The following is an 18,946-nucleotide window of genomic DNA, read 5'->3' as shown; positions in this document are numbered from 1 at the left end:
CGACAAAGATGAATATATTAAAAAACAATATCAGCAAAATACTTTCAGGTATTTTTATGATAACCATTTTATACTCTTGTGAAAATAATGGTTACGAGGATTATGAAACTGCTAATACACCTTCTGTCAAAATGAATGGAGAATGGTATATTGACATAAGCGATGCTTCAGGTGTTATCGCACAACATGCTCATCATATTACTTATGATACAAATGATGGAAACAACACGATGTACATTAATGATAATAAAAAAGGCTATTGGTTAAAAGGAAAACTTATAGTAAACACTACAAATCTTACATTTGACGCTACGAATGAAGAAAACTTGATTGATCCCGGATCAACATTCACTATTACAGAAGGCAAAATCTTAAAAAATGCAGCACATTCAAAAACTGGGAATGTTACCGATAGTATCTATTTTAAAGGTGAATTTAGTTACGACCCTGGACATATTATTATTTTTTCAGGTCACAAAAGAACTGGATTTTTAGAAGATGAATACTAGTATTTAATTTGTCACTATTAAATGAACCACTCCATAATAGGAGTGGTTTTTTTTTTACAAACCTTTTTCTTACCTTCGCGCACATGGAAAAAGAACATCAAATTTTTGGAATTAGAGCAATAATTGAAGCTATTCAAGCGGGCGCAACAGTCGATAAAGTATATATTCAGAAGGAAGCGAGTGGCGAACTAATGAAAGACTTAATGAAGGTGATGAAACGCGGGAATATTAATTTTTCGTATGTTCCTGTTGAAAAACTAAACCGATTGACTCCAAATAATCATCAAGGAGCTGTAGCAAGCATTTCCCCTATTTCGTTTTTTGATTTGGAAACCCTTATAGAAACGGTTATTGAAAACGGCAAAAAACCTTTGTTTTTAATTTTAGATCAGATATCTGATGCGCGTAATTTTGGTGCCATAATTAGAACAGCAGAATGTACAGGTGTTAATGGTATAATTGTTCAAAAAGCTGGTTCCGCTCCTGTAAATGGGGATACGGTTAAAACATCTGCTGGTGCTGTATTTAATATTCCTATTTGTAAAGTTGAACACATTAAAGACGCAATTTTTCTTTTGCAGGCCAGCGGTATCAAAACTGTTGCAGCTACCGAAAAAACAGATCAAAATATTTATGATATCTCACTAAACGAACCTGTAGCTATTATTATGGGATCTGAGGATAGAGGAGTAAATCCATCAGTACTTAAAATTATAGATGAAAAAGCAAAACTGCCTATGTTTGGATCGATCGGCTCTTTAAATGTTTCTGTAGCTTGTGGTGCTTTTTTATACGAAGCGGTAAGACAGAGAGGTTAGAAAGATTTCAGATTTTTGAATTTAGATTAACTATTTTTAGATTTCAAAAAATAAAATAAAAAATGAATCAAGACTCTGGTTTTGATTCATTTTTTTCGTTTATAACCACTTTTTTGTTTTCGATAAAATCATATACTACATTTAAGTCTGAAAGAAAAAAAGGATTGATTTCCACTGAAACTTCTTCGTCAATTACTGGTTTGGGCAGATTGACAAAATTTCCATTTTCATCAAAACGCTGCATAAATTTATCTTCGGCAGGATTGTAATCAGGGTGCTCCCAATCGTATTTTATTACTTTTTTAAACTCTAGTTTTTTAAAGAAAAAAGTAAGTATTAACCCTGAAATTAAACCCGACAGATGGCCTTCCCAAGAAATAGTGTCATCAATTTTTGGAAAAACATACCAAACCATTCCGCCATAGAGCACTACCACAGTAAGAGACAAAGCCACCAAACGATAATACTGCGTTTGGATTCCTTTGAAAAAAATAAAAGAAACCAATACATAGATTAAACCACTTGCACCAATATGATAATTCTCCCTGCCTATAAGCCATGTTATACTGCCCGATAGCAAAATCCCAAATATTACAATCCGCCAAGCCTCTTTACTATAAAAAAAGAACAAAGCTGCTAAAAGCACCAATAATGGAATAGAATTATTATAGAGGTGCTCAATATTGGAATGGATGAAAGGACTAAAAATAACACCTTGCAATCCTGAAACAGTTCTCGGCAAAATACCGTTATCTTCAAAATCAAATCCAAAACGAATCTCAAGCCAATAGACAAACCACAGGAATAACACAAAAAAAAGTGGTACTCCTACCACAGAAGTCGTGAATTTAAAATTATTTTCCTCCATTTCTAAAACTGCATTTTTATTGTCAAAAATTACTTTTAAATACAAATCAAAAATGTGTCCAAAAGTAATTTAATGCTATTTTGTCATATAAAGCCATATTTTATTACAAAAACAAATATCCTAGCCCTGATGGAAACGACATACTTTTGTTCCGGGATTCGGTACAAAAGATATAGTAGGCAGCAGGACACGAGCGAAGCGAACTGACGAAGTAATAGCTCCTTAAAAACACATTCATAAAAAATAAAAAATGCTTAATTTTACCGAATGGAAGCACCACTAGCAGAACGTATACGCCCACAAAAACTCGAAGACTACATCAGTCAGTCCCATTTAGTGGGGCCGAATGGCTCATTGACGCAACAAATAGCAAAGGGAATCATTCCTTCGTTAATTTTTTGGGGACCACCCGGAACCGGTAAAACGACTTTGGCACAAATTATTGCTCAAGAGTCTAATCGTCCATTTTATATATTAAGCGCAATTAATTCGGGGGTTAAGGATATTCGGGATGTAATTGAAAAAGCAAAACAAAGCGGCGGATTATTTACCGCCAAAAATCCTATTTTATTTATTGACGAGATTCATCGTTTTAGCAAATCACAACAAGATTCCTTACTGGCTGCGGTTGAAAAAGGGTGGATTACACTTATAGGTGCCACAACTGAAAATCCAAGTTTTGAAGTTATTCCCGCTTTATTGTCTCGTTGTCAAGTTTATATCTTGAATGCATTTACAAAAGTAGATTTGGAACGTTTACTGCATAGAGCAATGGAAAAAGATAGTTTTTTGACTTCTAAAAAAATAGAATTAGCTGAAACAGAAGCGCTACTGCGTCTTTCCGGTGGCGACGGACGCAAACTATTAAATATTTTTGAACTGGTCATAAACGCTTCCGCTGAAGATGAAATTGTAATCACGAATAACCGAGTTTTTGAATTAGTGCAGCAAAATACGGTTTTGTATGACAAAACCGGAGAACAGCATTATGACATAGTTTCGGCATTTATAAAATCAATAAGAGGCAGTGATCCCAATGGGGCTGTTTATTGGCTGGCCAGAATGATTGAAGGCGGCGAAGATGTGAAATTTATTGCCCGAAGAATGCTGATTTTGTCCAGCGAAGATATTGGCAATGCCAATCCAACTGCTTTTATAATGGCAAATAATGCTTTTCAGGCGGTTTCAACAATTGGATACCCAGAAAGCAGAATTATTTTGAGTCAGTGCGCTATTTATCTCGCTACTTCTCCAAAAAGTAATGCTTCTTATTTAGCTATTGGAACAGCACAGCAATTGGTAAAACAGACTGGGGATTTACCAGTACCGATTCATTTGCGCAATGCTCCAACCAAATTAATGAAAGAATTGGGATATGGCGAGGATTATAAATATTCGCACGATTATGCAAACAATTTTGCTGAGCAGGAATTTTTACCCGAGGCATTAAGCAATACTCCTATTTATATTCCTGGTTTAAATTCAAGAGAAAATACTACACGTGAATTTCTTAAAAACAGGTGGAAAGATAAATACGGATATTAATACAATGAAAAAGCCTGCGAAAACCGCAGGCTTTTTCATTGTATAAAATAATTTACTTATTATTCTAACGTTTTGCGGTCTTAAAACTTCACTGCAATTTTCTCAGACATTAAAGTATCTTTTTCATAATACTCAAAGTACCATTGATTATCTTTTAGAGAAAGAGATCCTTGAAGATCACCTTTGGTTGCTAAATAAACGGAAGGATTTGTGGTTTTATATATTTTCATAACCACTTTTGGCGTGCTGTCTATTAATTGATATCCGTTCTTGATTGGTTGAGCAAACAAAACCGATCCGTCGGGCTCCGTATTATTACTTGGCACATTTACCGCTACAGCTGCAGTTGCAGCAACTGCCGTCACTGCAGCAACACTTCCCTGCGGAGTAACAGCTCCCGTATTTACATTATTTATAGCTGGTGTTCCATCATATTTATAACCCAATGCATAAACCGATTCGAAGGCTCTGTTTAGTGCTTCAGTATAAGCAACTTCGTAATCTTTCTCTTTACTTTTTCCTACTTCTGATTTAAAAATTTCTTTACCATTACAGTCTTTAAAAATAACAAAAAGTTTTGTGGTTAAAAAACCACTATCTTTTAATACATCAACATTTAGTAAATTACATCTTTCGTTATATCCGTTAGGGAAAGCTTCATTAGCATAATAAGCTTCAAAACCTGCCTTTTTTAAATTAACCTTAGTTAAAGTAGCAAGACGGTACTGGTTATCAAATTTAAGAAAATCATATCGTAAAGGAATAATAACCGCTTTATAATCATTGACTGATTGAGCAAATCCAATGCTTGAAACAAGCAATAATAAGTATATAAATTTTGATTTCATTATTTATAAATATTTTTTTAGTTCTAATAAATGAGTTACTTGTTTAATATTTTGTTCTGTTTTAATATTCTTGTCATTAAAAAAAATAGCGTCTAATCCTGCGTTTAAAGCACCCTGCACATCGGCTTCGAGACAATCACCAATCATTATGCTATTTTCTTTTTTGGCTTTCGCCAAATCCAAAGCGTATTCAAAAATAACAGGGTTTGGTTTCTTAACACCAGCCATCTCCGAATTGGTTATCGTTTTGAAAAAACCTGCAATATTAGAGTTGTTTATCTTTTTGTATTGTACCTCGGCAAAGCCATTGGTAATAATATGCAATTTATACTTTTTCCCTAGATATTCCAACACTTCTATTGTACCGTCGAATAAACAATTATTTTGAGGCAATAACTCAATATAATCGTGAGCGATACTCTCTATTTGGGCATCCGAAACAAAATATTCCAAAGCATCAAAAGTGTGCTTGAGGCGATTATATCTTAGCTCGCCATGTGTAATTTTATCGTATTGGTATAATTTCCAGCAGGCCTGATTGATAGGAATATATTTTTCTATAAAATCAGCTATTTCAATTGTGGGATGATCTTTCTTGAAAATAGCATCAAAAGCCAGTTCCGAATTCACGTCAAAATCCCAAAGTGTATGATCTAAGTCAAAGAAAACATCAGTTATTTTAGAAGACAACATAAATGTATTAGTTATTTAAAAATTCGTTTATCAAAAGGAAAATCTACTTGTTCCGTAATTCTTATTTTATGAAAATCAATATGATACGGATTTATCAAAAAATTAAAATCTCCTTTTACTACCGCCGAAGGAACCTTTAAGACACAAGCTTCATTTCGTTTTATAAAATCATCTCCCAAGAGAGGTGTTTCAAAGGTACAAGGAAAAACATTCCAATCTATATTAACTTTGTTAAGATCTAGAATTTCAATAAAAATATCATCTGGGATTTCAATAGTTAACATCATAAAATCGCTAGGCAAAGTTGCCAATGAAAGATGTACTAAAACTTCGGCCATTGCCAAAGCCCTGCTTTGGGCACAATAAATGATTTCTGTCCCTTTTGAATTCCACCGTGCTCCCGAAATGGAAGCTCCTTTTCCCGATAATTCAATGGGATATTTTTTTCGTGCCAATCGAAAAACTTCCATTACACAAAAATACCTTGATCAATTTTATTCAATTCATTGATCACCATTTCTTTTCCATAGGAATCTTTGAGCAATTCTATTGGCTGTAAATTTCCAAGTGCAAATGAAGGTGTGTTTAACCATAAATAAAATTGCGCTTCGGTATCAAAAACGGTATTCCCTAAAGATGTTACCTCGGCCAATTCCAATATTTTTTCGGATTGCAAGGGTTTAAAAATAAAATCTTCCTTGATCTTATTTCTTTGAAGAGACTTAGTGGAAATTCCTAAAAAAGAAGCCCAGTCTTCCTCATTAAAAGGAGTAATTTCTTTTATCAAATTAAAAAAATCATATGAAATCCCTTCGCGAATAGCGTGTATAATCAGCATTCTGTTTTTTAGAAACTCATCATAAGTAATATTCTTATTCAGCAGTTTGTACCCTCGCTCCTGCTCTACTCTATTAACCAAAACTCTTACGGCTTTATCAATAGCTTCTCCCGATTTAAATTTTATCGCTTCCATAAAAAGACATTTGACTGTAAATATAAGACAAATGTCTAAAACGGACAACTTTTTTAAAATATTCCTTCGTCAGCAAAACTATAATAGCCATTTTCAGTAATAATTATATGGTCTAAAACAGGAATATCTAATTGCTGTCCTGCAGTTTTAATCTTCTTTGTAATTTGAATATCAGCATCACTGGCTTGTAATTTTCCAGAAGGATGATTGTGTGTTAATATAATTGCAGTTGCATTTTGCTCAAAAGCTATTTTAAAAACAATACGTACATCGACCATTGTTCCGGTCATTCCTCCTTTGCTTAATTGTGTTTTAAAGAGAATTTTATTCGAATTATTCAAAAACAAAACCCAAAATTCCTCATGAGACAACTCTCCAATTATTGGATGCATTATTTCAAAAACAGCTTTACTTGAAGTTACTTTGGACAACTCAATTACATCTTCACTTTTCCTTCTTCTCCCTAATTCCATAGCTGAAATTATCGAAATCGCTTTGGCTTCACCGATTCCTTTAAAATTCATTAATTGACCAATAGACAACTTTCCTAAAGCATTCAAATTATGATCGACACTAGCTAAAATTCTTTTGCTTAAATCCACCGCCGATTCATTACGATTTCCGGAACCAATAAGTATCGCAATCAATTCGGCATCGCTTAAAACACTTTTGCCCTTGAGCATTAATTTTTCACGAGGCTTATCATCTTCCGCCCAATGCGTGATCGGTAGGCTGTTTTGTTCCATTGGCATATAATTTAAATAATTGATTTACTCATACAAACACTATTTGCCAAACCAACATAAGGTTCATAATTGGCTATTATGTGAAATCCTGTTTTTTGATAGAAATTAATAGCCTCATTTTGTTTGTATAATGTTTCTAAAATCAAAATTTTGAAACCTTGATTCTTCGCTTCAGCCTCCAACTCTTTAATTACCAATTGAGCCAAACCCAATCCCCTAGCCTCGGGTAAAACGAACATCCGTTTTAATTCTACTGACTCTTTATCATATTTTTTAAAACAGCCGCAAGCAACCGCTTTTTCATCTAAATAAACAATAAAAACATTGGTATTAAACTCAATCACATTATTGCCCCAATAATCCTTTTTGAGCTCAGGGTAACGATCCCATAAATAAACATCAAAAGTTTGTATCAGCGACACAAAATCAGGGTTTTTACTTGTTGTTTTTATTACATTAATCTTTGCATCCATATAAAAATATCTTATTCAGCTAATCTACATATAAAAGAAGAAAATTCAATCAAATTAAATTTAAATACTATTGTAAATATGTTTAATTTTAAACAAAAAAATGAAATCAATAACTGTATTTTTAATCGCAATATCACTTTTTGGCTGTAGCCAGAAGGAAAAAAATAAAATTCAGGCAATCAATACAGAAACTGTCACCACAAGTTTTGAAGATAAATTATCCAGAGCAGCAATCTCAATAATAGATCCCACAATAGATTATGATTCATCTTATTTTTCGATAAAATATCCAAACGGAGATATTCCAAAAAATAAAGGTGTCTGCACAGATGTAGTTATTCGGGCTTATCGAAAACTTGGAATTGATTTACAAAAAGAGGTCCACGAAGACATGAAAGCCAATTTCTCGGAATATCCAAATTTAAAAAAATGGGGAATGACAAAAACCGATACCAATATTGATCATCGAAGAGTCCCAAACTTGGAAGTTTTTTTCGAAAGAAAAGGGATAAAATTACCTGTCTCAGAAAATGCAGATGATTACAAAACCGGAGAAATAGTAACTTGGATGATTAATGGAAAATTGCCTCATATTGGCATCATCACAAATAAAAAATCACATGATGGAAAGCGAAATCTTATTGTACACAATATTGGCGGAGGCCAAGATCTTGAGGATTGCTTATTTAGTTATGAGATTGTGGGGCATTATAAATATGAAAGAAAACTTTAAATTAGAGAATTAGAAAATGTGTCAATGATATAATTCAAAAAAAATGCCAACTGCATTGCAATTGGCACATTTTCTAATTATGTGATTGGCAAATTATCTAATTAATTCTTTTACCTCATCAAAATTCAAACCTCCGTAATTACCAGAACTCATCAATAATAAAGCTGAATTTTCAAGATTTAGGTTAAATAAATATTCTTTGAAAGCGGTTGGATTAGTGTAAATAATTAAGTCTTCTCTATTGAAAGCTTTTGCAATCTGCTCATAAGTCACTTCCTCCAGCTGTTTGATTTTTACAGCATCTGGAGAATAAAAAACGACTGCAACATCAGCATATTCTAACGCTCCTTCATATTCTTTCAGGAACTCAGCGTTCAGACTGCTGTAAGTATGTAGTTCCAAACAAGCCACAACGGTACGGTTTGGATATTGTTCTTTGACTGCTTTGGTAGTTGCAGCAACTTTACTTGGCGAATGTGCAAAATCTTTGTAAGCAACTTTTCCTTTTCCTTCGGCAATTTTTTCCAAACGTTTTGAAGCGCCTTTGAAACTTGCAATGGCTTCATAGAAATCAGCTTCATCGACCCCCATATTCTGGCAGATCCATTTGGCTCCAGCCAAATTATTTAAATTATGAGCACCAAATACTTCAATAGGCATTGGTCCTTCTGGAGTTTCCAAAAGTGTAACTCCATCTTTTACTTCGTATTTTGGAGTATGATAAGCCAATTTTCGAATTGGATTTGTGGCAGCTTCAGCAACACGTTTTACTTCGGAATCATTTTCATTGTAAACCAATATTCCGCCGTTTGTGATTTTATCGATAAAAATTTCAAACTGTTCTACATAAAAATCATACGTTGGAAACACATTGATATGATCCCAAGCAATTCCAGATATCAAGGCAATATTTGGCTGATACAAATGAAATTTTGGTCTTCTATCAATTGGTGAAGACAAATATTCATCACCTTCAAGAACCATAAAATCATTCTCCTCAGTAAGATGAACCATCGTATCAAAACCTTCCAATTGAGCTCCAACCATGTAATCTACTTCAATATTTTGATAATGCATAACATGCAAAATCATCGAAGTTATAGTTGTTTTCCCATGGGAACCGCCAATAACAACGCGGGTTTTATTTTTGGACTGCTCGTATAAAAACTCTGGATACGAATAAATTTTAAGACCTAATTCCTGCGCTTTTAAAAGTTCTGGATTATCAGCTTTGGCGTGCATTCCAAGAATAATTGCTTCAATATCTGAGGTGATTTTTTCTGGAAACCAGCCCAGCTCTTCTGGTAGAATACCTTTTTTTTCTAATCTTGATTTAGAAGGTTCAAAAATCGCATCGTCACTTCCTGTAACCTGATATCCTTTGTTGTGTAATGCCAATGCTAAGTTGTGCATTGCGCTTCCGCCTATGGCAATGAAATGTGTTTTCATCTAATGTCTTTATTGCTTTTATTCTAAATCAATTACTTGATTACCTTACTATTTTTATTTTTATATTCTTCCCAAACTTTATTGGCTTTATCGGGCTGTTTCATTTTATTTTTATAAAAATCTGCCAATGTCTGATAACAAATCTTCGAACCTCCTATTAAAACAGCTCTTTTATACTGAAGTTCGGCCTCACTGTATCTTTTAAAATATTCTTCAATATGACCTCGGGATAAATAACCGTCCACAGGAGACAACTCCCTTAATTCACTTGAGTATTTAATAGCTTTGGATTCACTTCCGCCAACTATTCCCGGCAATTGCAGATTCAATTCAATGAGTGCCCACCTGGCTTCTATGTGTTTAGGATTTAACTCGATGGCTTTTTCAAAGGATGACCTCACTTCTCCGATCATTCCCAAAGCTTTGATTTTACTAACTTCCAAAGATTTCATTCCTAAAACCCCTCCATATTTATAAAAATAATTTGCTTCGGCAGGTTTTAGCGTTTTCAGCTTTTTATAATAATAAATAGATTTATCCCATACCTTATTATGTCCAGCAATATCCCCTAAATATTCTAAAGTCCTAAGATGATATGGATTGCTTTTTAAATAATCTTCCAAAAGAGGCTGTGCTTCATCAAACTTCTCCTCTTTGAATAATTTTTCGCCTTTCACAAAATTAGTCTGCGCCAAAATTAGTATAGGAAATAACAAAAGGAGAATTAGTATTTTTTTCATAATCAAAAATAAGAAAACATGAGAAATTTCAGCAATGTTTAAGTGAAATTTAGTAATTTGGACACAATAATTTATTTGTCTCCCAACCATTTTTAAATAATATCCCTCTTAGTATATAAAAGCTAACTTATGAAAAATATAGTATTTATCTTCTTTTTAATTTCCACCTCTTTCTATGCTCAAAATTATGAAAAAAACTGGAATAAGGTAATCGAAAACGAAAATCTTGGCAAAGTAAAAACGGCTAATAAAATCGTAGATAAAATTCACAAAAAGGCTTTCGCCAAAAAAGAAGAGGTACAAATCATCAAATGTTTTTTCTTTAAATCCAAGTACAGACAAGTGCTGGACGAAAATGCAAAAAAACTAATTTTAACCGATTTGAAAACGCAGATTAATCAGGTTTCAATACCGTCAAAAGCAATTTTGAATCTGATTTATGCCAAATGTATGAACGATTCTAATAACGATTATGAAACCTATGCTGTGGTTGTTGACACAGCCTCTGCTGAAGCTGATGATACTGAAGCGGTTACTGATACGACTGAAGCAAAAAACGTTATCACTGAAAATGACATTGCCAAATTATTTGAAAAAACACTCGACAACGAAGCTGTTTTAAAAGCTACTCCCCTTAGCAATTACGAACCTATTTTTGATTTTTTCACCTTAGAAAAATTCAAAAAAGAAAATTTATTTGATTATTTACTAAAAGAAAATATTTCTTTTTACAAATCAAAAATTAATGAATGGCAGTTTGAATCCAAAGAATATGAAGCTCATAAAAACATTCTTTTAGGCAATACCGATTCCTTTACAAAACTAAACCTCGATTTTATCAAAGATGAAAATCTTAAAAAAGTGCTTTCATTGTTTCAAAAGCTCGAAAATGACGCTCCTTCTATTGAAAACAAATTGGAACGCATATTATTTTGCTCTCAATACCTTATAAAATCAGATGAAGACTTATTGAACGCTTTAATTACCCTTGAAAAAGAGACAAAAGAAGCAATTGAACTTCAGAAAATTCAATTGGAAAAAGCGAATATTTACTCCAGATTAGCTTCCAAAGGATCGCATCCTGATTACAACACCAAGGCAGTTTCTGAATTAGAAAACGTTTTGAAGAGCAACAATAATTCGAACGCCTACAAAATGGCGGTTCAAAAGAAAGAAGAACTGCTTTCAAAAAACATACAGGCTGAACTTCAAAAATATATCTATAGTAATGAAAATAGCAGAGCTTTTATTCGATATAAAAACTCCAGCAACTTAACAATTTCCTTTTTTAAAATAGACTACAGCAAAATTGCAGAATTCTATAACACACCAAATAAAAAAGACAGTTTGGCTGCGAAGATTGTAACTACTAAAAAACCGACAGTCACTAAAAATTATCAGCTTATTGATAAAAAAGATTATTTTGAATACACCACCGAAGTTCTTTTACCTCAGCTGGAAACCGGCAGTTATCTCGTTTATTTTGAGAGCGAATCCGACTCTAAAGACAAAAAGGGTTTTGGTTACGAAACCATTACCGTATCAAACATTTCGGTTTTAGCAAATTCAAAAAATGGCAACGAATGTTACACTGTTCTCGACAGAAAAACAGGGAAACCGATGGAGAATGTTTCTTTAAAATCAAGTTATTTTGACATAAAAACCAATGAAGATGGCTTAGCAAACTATAAACCAAAAGAAAACAAAAACAGTAACTACAATCCGTATCCAATTCTGCTGACAACAGCGAATGACACCATTTTGATTGCCAAAAATTATCTCGCCTATGCTTCCGATTATTCAGAAAATGACGAAGACGAAAGCTTCAGAGGAAAAGTAGAATTTTACTTGGACCGCGCCATTTATCGTCCGGGACAGACTGTTTATTACAAAGGAATTGCCATTCAAAAAAAGAAAAACAAATCCAGTATTGTCGCAAATACTTCATTCAAAATAATCATTGAGGACCCTAATTACACCAATTTTAAAGAGTTTGAGGTTACAACAAATGAATTTGGCTCTTTTTCGGGTGAATTTGTTCTGCCAAAAAATGGTTTAACAGGAGATTTTAGGATTGAAGCAGAAGAACCTAGTGATATCGAAAAAGATGCCTCTTATGATAAAATAAAAGACGAACATCCCTTTTGGGAAGACGTGGATTTTGAAAACTCATCAATTTATTTCAGAGTAGAAGAATACAAACGCCCAAAGTTTGAAGTAATTTTCGAACCTAAAAAAGAAAGCTTTCAGGTAAATCAATCCGTTACCGTAAAAGGAACTGCCAAAGCATTTTCGGGAAGCAGTATTTCGGATGCAAAAGTAACATACACGATAACCCGTTTTACAAATTCTTTCAGAAGTTATTACAGCAACGAACCCGAAGAAATTTTAGTGAGCAGTGAAACCAAAACGGATGCTTCCGGGAAATTTGCAATTGATTTTGTTGCAAAACCGTCAAAAAATGCAAGCAAAGAACTGCTTCCTGTTTTTAATTACCGAATAAACGCAAGCGTTACCGACATAAATGGAGAAACACATACTGCTGTAACAACCATTAAAGTAGGTTATCATGATCTGGTATTAACGGCTTCACTACCAAATATAATCGAAACTAAAAACAAGAATGAAGTTATACTTAACAGCACGAATCTCAATGGAGAATTTAAAGCTGTAAAAGGAGAAATCAAGGTATATTTTATAAGTCCAGTGCCAAAAAAATTCAAATCCAGAATTTTTCTGTATCCTGAAATCAACACCATTTCGAACGCCGATTTTGAAAAATTATTTCCGTACGAAATTAACGATTCAGGAAGTGCTGAGAAGCCTGCAGAAACGCTGGTTTTTTCTAAAAAAATAGATACAGGAAAAGACAAAAATCTCGCACTCGATTTCATCACAAATTATCAATCTGGAAATTATAAAGTAGTATTTTCAGCAAAAGACAGTTATGAAAATCCTATTGAAACAGTTTCTAATTTTTCGATCATACAAAGTAAAAATAAATTCAGTCCAAATAAATTATTCACTGTAGAGCAGATCAATAAAGACCCAAAGAAAGATGGCTTTGTGACAGTTCAGCTTCGATCAATATTGGATACTTTGCATAATATTCACACCACTGCCAATTATAAAAACAGTACATTTTTTGAAAAAAATATTGTCTTAGAAAATCACCAGACTACAATCACGATTCCGCTTCAAAAAGAATTCGAAAAATCATTGCGGATTGGTTTCGAAAGTGTTTTTGAAAATCAGACTTTCTATGATCAATTAGAAGTGTTTTTAAAATTTGATGAACCCAAAATGGATTTTTCGGTAGAAAGTTTCAGAAGCAAAATCCAGCCGGGAAGCAATGAAAATTGGTCATTTAAATTGAGTGCTTCCAATACTAAATCCGAAGCTGAAATTTTGGCATCAATGTATGACAGCTCTTTAGATCAGTTTAGCAAAATGGCTTGGGGTGCATTAGATTTTTATGACTACAATAATAACAACATAAACTTTAGATCTGCTTTAGGATTTGATAAAACTGAAATTTATGTACAAAATTTAAATCTGGAATCAAAACCATTAGAATTTCAAAATGAAGAAACTAAATTGAAATGGTTTGGCTTTGATATTAATAACTCAAATTATGGATTTGTAATGTCTTTCGATGATATTAAAGACAAAAAAGTTGGTTATGAAACAATAAAAGGGGATCCAGATGCAGCACTAACAGTTGAAGAAGCAGCTAATGCTCCTGCTCCTAAAGTTGACCAAGTTAAATTTGTAAAACCTGCATTAGCAAAAGCAGAAGTTGCTGGATTAAATGAAGTTGTTGTAGTTGGTTATGGCACAAAGAAAAAAGACACATTGTCAGCCGTAAGTGCAGTTAGAATTAGAGGTAACACCTCTGTAAATGGAGCAGTACCTTTGTATATTATTGATGGAGAAATTGCTTCAGAAGAGGTATTTAAAAATCTGAAACCATCGGATATTCTTTCTATAGATGTTTTAAAAGACGCCAAAGCCACAGCATTATACGGAAGCAAAGCTGCGAATGGCGTAATCATCATCACTACCAAAAAAGCACTGGAAGCTCTAACTCAAGTAAAAGCAAGGAAAAACTTATCTGAAACCGCTTTCTTTTTCCCTAATCTAAAAACGGATGCAAAAGGAAAAGTGAGTTTTAATTTTACTTCACCAGAAGCATTAACAGCCTGGAAACTTCGATTAATGGCGCATAACAAAGAAGCTGTCGCTGGCTATTTAGAGAAAACGGTAATCACCCAAAAAGATTTAATGGTGACACCAAACTTCCCAAGGTTCTTTAGAGAAAAAGACAGTATTGTAATCACCGCAAAAGTCGCAAACGTTACTAATGAAGCCAAAACTGGAATTGCTGTCCTGCAGCTTTTTGACGCCACAACAATGCAGACTGTCGATGCTAAAATGAACAACACAAATACCGTAAAAAACTTCACGATTCCTGCATTCGGTAATACGAGAGTTAGCTGGAAAATATATATTCCCGAAGGCCTTCAGGGTGTTCAATATAAAGTTCTAGCAAAAGCCGGCAATTTCTCGGACGGGGAAGAAAATATTTTACCTGTTCTAACTAATAATATGCTGGTTACCGAAAGTATTCCGATTTGGGTTCGCGAAAATTCCAAGAAAGAATACACTTTTGAGAATCTCAAAAACAACAATTCGACCACTTTACGGAACCATCAATTTACACTGGAATACACTTCTAATCCAACTTGGCTTGCGATTCAGTCACTGCCTTATCTGATGGAATACGAACACGAATGCGCCGAACAGACTTTTGCCCGCTTTTATGCTAATGCCTTGGCTTCGGAGATTATTTCCAGCAATCCAAAAATCTCCAGCCTTTTTGAAATCTGGAGAAAAAACGGAAAACTAAATTCCAAGCTGGAAGAAAACGAAGAATTAAAATCGTTGATGCTTGCCGAAACCCCTTGGCTGAACGATGCCCAAAATGAAGATGAGAAAAAGAAAAATCTGGCTCTGCTTTTTGATTTAGAAAAAATGAAAACTTCACAGCAGGCCGCTTTTGACAAATTAAAACAAAAGCAAAAACCGTCAGGAGGTTTTGCGTGGTTTGACGGAAATGACGAAAGCGAATACATCACCCGACATATTTTGGCTGGGTTAGGTCATCTTTCAAAATTAAATTCGAATGATGAAACCATTGAAAAAATAGATGAAATTTCAGAAAAAGGAATTCCGTTTATTGACAGCAAATTTTTGGAGTATCATAAAACTAGAACCAAAAATCTAAAGAAAACAGACAAATTAATTTGGCTAAATCCATACTCTGACTTACATTATTTATACACCCGCAGTTTTTATTTAAAGGATTATCCATTAAACGATACTTTGAAAAAAGCAACAAAACTATATTTAGAAACTGCCAAAAAAGATTGGCTAAATTATTCTTTGTATGAAAAAGGGATGACTGCTTTGGTATTAAATCGTTTTGAAGAAAAAGAAACTGCCAAGAAAATCATCGAAAGCCTTAAAGAAACCGCTTCCAACAACGAAGATTGGGGAATGTATTGGATTGCCAACAAGTCAGGCTGGTATTGGTATCAGGCGCCAATTGAAACGCAGGCTTTGCTGATTGAGGCTTTCGCCGAAGTGGATAACGACACCAAATCAGTTGATGCGATGAAAGTATGGTTGTTAAAAAACAAACAAACCAAAAACTGGCCTACTACAAAATCTACCACCGAAGCCGTTTACGCCTTACTAATGCAGGGAACCGATTGGCTGAGTGTAAAAGACAATGCCGTTATCAAAATTGGAGATGAAAAAATCATAACCAAAAAACTGTCTGAAAACGAAAAAGAAGCCGAAACGGGTTACATCAAACTCAACTGGAAAGCGGATGAAGTCAAAAAAGAAATGGCTTCAGTTTCTATCCAAAACAAATCCAAAGTTCCGGGTTTTGGAGGTGTGTACTGGCAGTATTTTGAAGATTTGGATAAAATAAAAAACAACTCAGGAACGAATTTGTCTGTTGCCAAAGAATTGTACATCAAGAAAAACACAGACAAAGGCCCCGAATTACAAAAAATCACATCCAAGAACAAACTGAAAATCGGTGATTTGGTTACTGTTCGATTAGTTATTTCGGCCAAAGAAGATATGGAATTCGTTCACCTGAAAGATATGCGTGCTTCCTGTTTTGAACCTACGGATGTACTTTCGGGCTATGAATACAAAGGCGGTTTAGGCTTTTACAGAAGCACAAAAGACGTTGCAACACATTTCTTTTTTGACCAGATAAACAAAGGAACTTATGTTTTGGAATACGACATACGCGTGAATAACGTGGGGGATTTCTCCAATGGAATTACAACTATCGAAAGTATGTATGCACCAGAATATACTAGTCATACAAAAGGAATCAGAGTGAATGTAAAAAACTAGAAGATTCTTCATTCAATTACAAATCCGTCTCGTTAAATTAACGAGATGGATTTTTTATATACAAATAACACTTCGAATACATTGGGATAACATAGCGGTTTTACTTTCGTAAAAACTAAAAATGAAAAGACGAAGAAAAATTCCACTGGTAGTTATAAGTGATGTTCACTTAGGAACTTACGGATGCCAAGCCAAAGAATTATTACAATATTTAAAATCAATAAATCCTCAAACATTGGTTTTAAATGGAGACATTATCGATATGTGGAGTTTTACCAAAAGCTATTTTCCAGCATCCCATATGAATGTTTTGAGACAGATTATAAAGATGTCAAATATGGGAACCCGTGTCATCTACATTACCGGAAATCACGATGAAGCACTGCGAAAATACTCCGATTTTATTCTAGGAAACTTTGAACTGCTAGACAAACTCATTCTGGATTTAGATGGCAAAAAAACCTGGATTTTCCATGGCGATGTATTCGATTCCTCTACTCAGGGTTATGCAAAAATACTAGCCAAACTTGGTGGAAAAGGCTATGATCTGCTGATTTTAATCAACAGCCTGATCAATTGGTTTTTAGGACTCCTAGGAAAAGAAAAGCGAAGTTATTCGAAGATGATTAAAGACAGTGTCAAGAAAGCTGTTTCTTTTGTATCCAATTTTGAAACCACAGCCGCTGAAATCGCAATCCAAAAAAATTACAGCTACGTAATTTGCGGGCATATTCATAAACCACAGATGAAGGAGATAAAAAATGAACAAGGAAGCGTAATATATCTAAATAGTGGAGACTGGATAGAAAACCTGACGGCATTAGAATATAAAAAACAAAAATGGAGTCTTTATCACTATAAAAGGGAACATTACGCTGGCTCCGAAACCCAAGAGGACAAAGCAGTAAACGATATTGTAAACAAAATACTGTCCTAAAATTCCAAATCTTCGTTCACAAGTACTTTAAAAACAAAATATACAGCAATGAAAATATTTTACGCAATTCAGGCAACGGGTAACGGACACATCAGCAGAGCCCAGCAGCTATATCCTTATCTAAAAAAGTTTGGCGAAGTCGATTTTTTTCTTAGCGGTAATAATGCCAGCCTCGATATTAATCTGCCTATAAAATTTAAAAGTGAGGGCTGCAGTCTGCATTACAGCAAATGTGGCGGTTTGAATTACTGGGATATTGTCAAGAATGTAAAGCCAAAACAAATTTACAAAGACGCCGAGATATTACCCCTAAAAAACTATGATGTCGTCATCAATGACTTTGATTCCATCACGTCACTTGCATGCAAAATGCAAAAAGTACATTCCGTACAATTTGGGCATCAAGCCAGTTTCCAATCACCTTTAACTCCAAGACCAAACAAAAAGAACCTTATGGGCGAAATGATTCTAAAACATTATGCTCCATCGCCAAAAAACATTGGCTTGCATTTTGATAAATATGATGATTTTATTTTTCCTCCTGTTATCAAAGACGAAATTGTAAATGCTAATCCAAAAAACAAGGAACATATCACTGTCTATTTACCTTCCTTTCAGCAGGATTGTTTAGAGAAGGCCTTCAACAGGCTTCCAAATTTATCCTTCCATTGGTTTTTAAACGGCATACAAACTAAATACACAGATAAAAATATAACTTATTATCCCGTTAATCAAGCATACTTCAATAAAAGCCTTATTAACTGTGAGGGAATCATTACTGGAGGCGGATTTGAAACACCGTCCGAAGCGTTATTTCTTGGTAAAAAAATACTTTCTATTCCCATCCGTAAACATTATGAACAGGAATGCAATGCGGCAGCACTAAAAAAATTGGGAGTTCCCGTATTGTATGATGTGGGTAATGATTTTGATCTGATTATCGAAAACTGGCTGGATTCACCAATAAAATACCCAGTCATGAAAGCCAACAACATCCCCGAAACTTTGCAGTTCTTATTTGACACTTACAATGACAAATAAAATAGCTGCAAATTGAGGTATACATCTTTTCAGAACACTGTTTCTGATGAAATCCAAATTTCAATAAAAAGTAACCCGCTTCATTAATAACGAAGCGGGCTATTATTTTAAGAAAACTATTTACTCATTCAG

Annotated in this window: 16 protein-coding genes; 7 read left to right on the top strand and 9 right to left on the bottom strand. The window is 34.0% G+C overall.

Annotation, left to right across the window (positions count from 1 at the left end):
• The first annotated feature begins 8 nt into the window (after positions 1 to 8).
• Together C8P67_RS13285 and rlmB are read left to right on the top strand one after the other, a co-directional pair.
• Positions 9 to 509, top strand: coding sequence for a lipid-binding protein (locus tag C8P67_RS13285; protein WP_115813664.1), 501 nt, complete (start codon positions 9 to 11; stop codon positions 507 to 509).
• An 83-nt stretch (positions 510 to 592) separates the two neighbouring features.
• Entirely contained in the window at positions 593 to 1,327 is a 735-nt protein-coding gene (gene rlmB / locus C8P67_RS13280) for a 23S rRNA (guanosine(2251)-2'-O)-methyltransferase RlmB (RefSeq protein WP_115813663.1), read from the top strand.
• A 67-nt stretch (positions 1,328 to 1,394) separates the two neighbouring features.
• Here rlmB and C8P67_RS13275 read toward each other — a convergent pair whose 3' ends face one another.
• Positions 1,395 to 2,195, bottom strand: coding sequence for a rhomboid family intramembrane serine protease (locus C8P67_RS13275; protein WP_115813794.1), 801 nt, complete (start codon positions 2,193 to 2,195; stop codon positions 1,395 to 1,397).
• A 267-nt stretch (positions 2,196 to 2,462) separates the two neighbouring features.
• Between C8P67_RS13275 and C8P67_RS13270 the strand changes: the two genes are divergently transcribed.
• A complete protein-coding gene (locus C8P67_RS13270) occupies positions 2,463 to 3,740 on the top strand; it encodes a replication-associated recombination protein A (RefSeq protein ID WP_115813662.1) in 1,278 nt (425 codons plus the stop codon).
• A gap of 80 nt (positions 3,741 to 3,820) precedes the next feature.
• Here C8P67_RS13270 and C8P67_RS13265 read toward each other — a convergent pair whose 3' ends face one another.
• From C8P67_RS13265 to C8P67_RS13240, 6 genes are read right to left on the bottom strand one after another with little or no spacing between them, the layout of a single operon-like run.
• Positions 3,821 to 4,588 carry a hypothetical protein gene (locus C8P67_RS13265; RefSeq protein WP_115813661.1) on the bottom strand — a complete coding sequence of 256 codons (768 nt, stop codon included), beginning with the start codon at positions 4,586 to 4,588 and terminating at the stop codon, positions 3,821 to 3,823.
• A 3-nt stretch (positions 4,589 to 4,591) separates the two neighbouring features.
• Complete coding sequence (locus C8P67_RS13260; protein WP_170141470.1) at positions 4,592 to 5,278, bottom strand: YjjG family noncanonical pyrimidine nucleotidase; 687 nt, start codon at positions 5,276 to 5,278, stop codon at positions 4,592 to 4,594.
• A gap of 14 nt (positions 5,279 to 5,292) precedes the next feature.
• Entirely contained in the window at positions 5,293 to 5,736 is a 444-nt protein-coding gene (locus C8P67_RS13255) for an RES family NAD+ phosphorylase (protein ID WP_245980452.1), read from the bottom strand.
• A gap of 14 nt (positions 5,737 to 5,750) precedes the next feature.
• The gene (parS, locus tag C8P67_RS13250) at positions 5,751 to 6,254 is read right to left on the bottom strand and encodes a type II RES/Xre toxin-antitoxin system antitoxin (RefSeq protein WP_115813658.1); all 504 of its coding nucleotides are present in this window, start codon (positions 6,252 to 6,254) and stop codon (positions 5,751 to 5,753) included.
• A 53-nt stretch (positions 6,255 to 6,307) separates the two neighbouring features.
• Positions 6,308 to 7,000, bottom strand: coding sequence for a RadC family protein (gene radC, locus C8P67_RS13245; RefSeq protein ID WP_115813793.1), 693 nt, complete (start codon positions 6,998 to 7,000; stop codon positions 6,308 to 6,310).
• Positions 7,001 to 7,011: 11 nt separating this feature from the next.
• A complete protein-coding gene (locus C8P67_RS13240) occupies positions 7,012 to 7,473 on the bottom strand; it encodes a GNAT family N-acetyltransferase (protein ID WP_115813657.1) in 462 nt (153 codons plus the stop codon).
• Positions 7,474 to 7,573: 100 nt separating this feature from the next.
• Here C8P67_RS13240 and C8P67_RS13235 point away from each other — a divergent pair, with 100 nt between their 5' ends.
• The gene (locus tag C8P67_RS13235; protein ID WP_115813656.1) at positions 7,574 to 8,206 is read left to right on the top strand and encodes a DUF1287 domain-containing protein; all 633 of its coding nucleotides are present in this window, start codon (positions 7,574 to 7,576) and stop codon (positions 8,204 to 8,206) included.
• Between the two features lie 93 nt (positions 8,207 to 8,299).
• Here C8P67_RS13235 and C8P67_RS13230 read toward each other — a convergent pair whose 3' ends face one another.
• Together C8P67_RS13230 and C8P67_RS13225 are read right to left on the bottom strand one after the other, a co-directional pair.
• Positions 8,300 to 9,655, bottom strand: coding sequence for a UDP-N-acetylmuramate--L-alanine ligase (locus C8P67_RS13230; RefSeq protein ID WP_115813655.1), 1,356 nt, complete (start codon positions 9,653 to 9,655; stop codon positions 8,300 to 8,302).
• A gap of 32 nt (positions 9,656 to 9,687) precedes the next feature.
• The gene (locus C8P67_RS13225) at positions 9,688 to 10,395 is read right to left on the bottom strand and encodes a tetratricopeptide repeat protein (protein WP_115813792.1); all 708 of its coding nucleotides are present in this window, start codon (positions 10,393 to 10,395) and stop codon (positions 9,688 to 9,690) included.
• Positions 10,396 to 10,524: 129 nt separating this feature from the next.
• Between C8P67_RS13225 and C8P67_RS13220 the strand changes: the two genes are divergently transcribed.
• The 3 genes from C8P67_RS13220 to C8P67_RS13210 all read left to right on the top strand — a co-directional run bounded on the left by C8P67_RS13220 (position 10,525) and on the right by C8P67_RS13210 (position 18,814).
• Entirely contained in the window at positions 10,525 to 16,836 is a 6,312-nt protein-coding gene (locus C8P67_RS13220) for an alpha-2-macroglobulin family protein (protein ID WP_115813654.1), read from the top strand.
• 121 nt (positions 16,837 to 16,957) lie between these two features.
• Positions 16,958 to 17,773, top strand: coding sequence for a UDP-2,3-diacylglucosamine diphosphatase (locus C8P67_RS13215; protein WP_115813653.1), 816 nt, complete (start codon positions 16,958 to 16,960; stop codon positions 17,771 to 17,773).
• 48 nt (positions 17,774 to 17,821) lie between these two features.
• Positions 17,822 to 18,814, top strand: a complete 993-nt coding sequence (locus C8P67_RS13210; RefSeq protein ID WP_115813652.1) for a glycosyltransferase family protein — start codon at positions 17,822 to 17,824, stop codon at positions 18,812 to 18,814.
• The last annotated feature ends 132 nt before the right edge of the window (positions 18,815 to 18,946 follow it).

It is taken from the genome of Flavobacterium aquicola (assembly GCF_003385115.1).
Lineage (GTDB): Bacteria > Bacteroidota > Bacteroidia > Flavobacteriales > Flavobacteriaceae > Flavobacterium > Flavobacterium aquicola.
Note: the sequence above shows the minus strand (reverse complement) of the source record. Positions and strands in the feature narration are given on the sequence as shown.

Excerpts from the sequence above, each read along its gene's own strand:
- C8P67_RS13285 (WP_115813664.1), top strand. The coding sequence starts at position 9 with ATGAATATATTAAAAAACAATATCAGCAAAATACTTTCAGGTATTTTT.
- rlmB (WP_115813663.1), top strand. The coding sequence starts at position 593 with ATGGAAAAAGAACATCAAATTTTTGGAATTAGAGCAATAATTGAAGCT.
- C8P67_RS13275 (WP_115813794.1), bottom strand. The coding sequence starts at position 2,195 with ATGGAGGAAAATAATTTTAAATTCACGACTTCTGTGGTAGGAGTACCA.
- C8P67_RS13270 (WP_115813662.1), top strand. The coding sequence starts at position 2,463 with ATGGAAGCACCACTAGCAGAACGTATACGCCCACAAAAACTCGAAGAC.
- C8P67_RS13265 (WP_115813661.1), bottom strand. The coding sequence starts at position 4,588 with ATGAAATCAAAATTTATATACTTATTATTGCTTGTTTCAAGCATTGGA.
- parS (WP_115813658.1), bottom strand. The coding sequence starts at position 6,254 with ATGGAAGCGATAAAATTTAAATCGGGAGAAGCTATTGATAAAGCCGTA.
- radC (WP_115813793.1), bottom strand. The coding sequence starts at position 7,000 with ATGGAACAAAACAGCCTACCGATCACGCATTGGGCGGAAGATGATAAG.
- C8P67_RS13240 (WP_115813657.1), bottom strand. The coding sequence starts at position 7,473 with ATGGATGCAAAGATTAATGTAATAAAAACAACAAGTAAAAACCCTGAT.
- C8P67_RS13235 (WP_115813656.1), top strand. The coding sequence starts at position 7,574 with ATGAAATCAATAACTGTATTTTTAATCGCAATATCACTTTTTGGCTGT.
- C8P67_RS13230 (WP_115813655.1), bottom strand. The coding sequence starts at position 9,655 with ATGAAAACACATTTCATTGCCATAGGCGGAAGCGCAATGCACAACTTA.
- C8P67_RS13225 (WP_115813792.1), bottom strand. The coding sequence starts at position 10,395 with ATGAAAAAAATACTAATTCTCCTTTTGTTATTTCCTATACTAATTTTG.
- C8P67_RS13220 (WP_115813654.1), top strand. The coding sequence starts at position 10,525 with ATGAAAAATATAGTATTTATCTTCTTTTTAATTTCCACCTCTTTCTAT.
- C8P67_RS13215 (WP_115813653.1), top strand. The coding sequence starts at position 16,958 with ATGAAAAGACGAAGAAAAATTCCACTGGTAGTTATAAGTGATGTTCAC.
- C8P67_RS13210 (WP_115813652.1), top strand. The coding sequence starts at position 17,822 with ATGAAAATATTTTACGCAATTCAGGCAACGGGTAACGGACACATCAGC.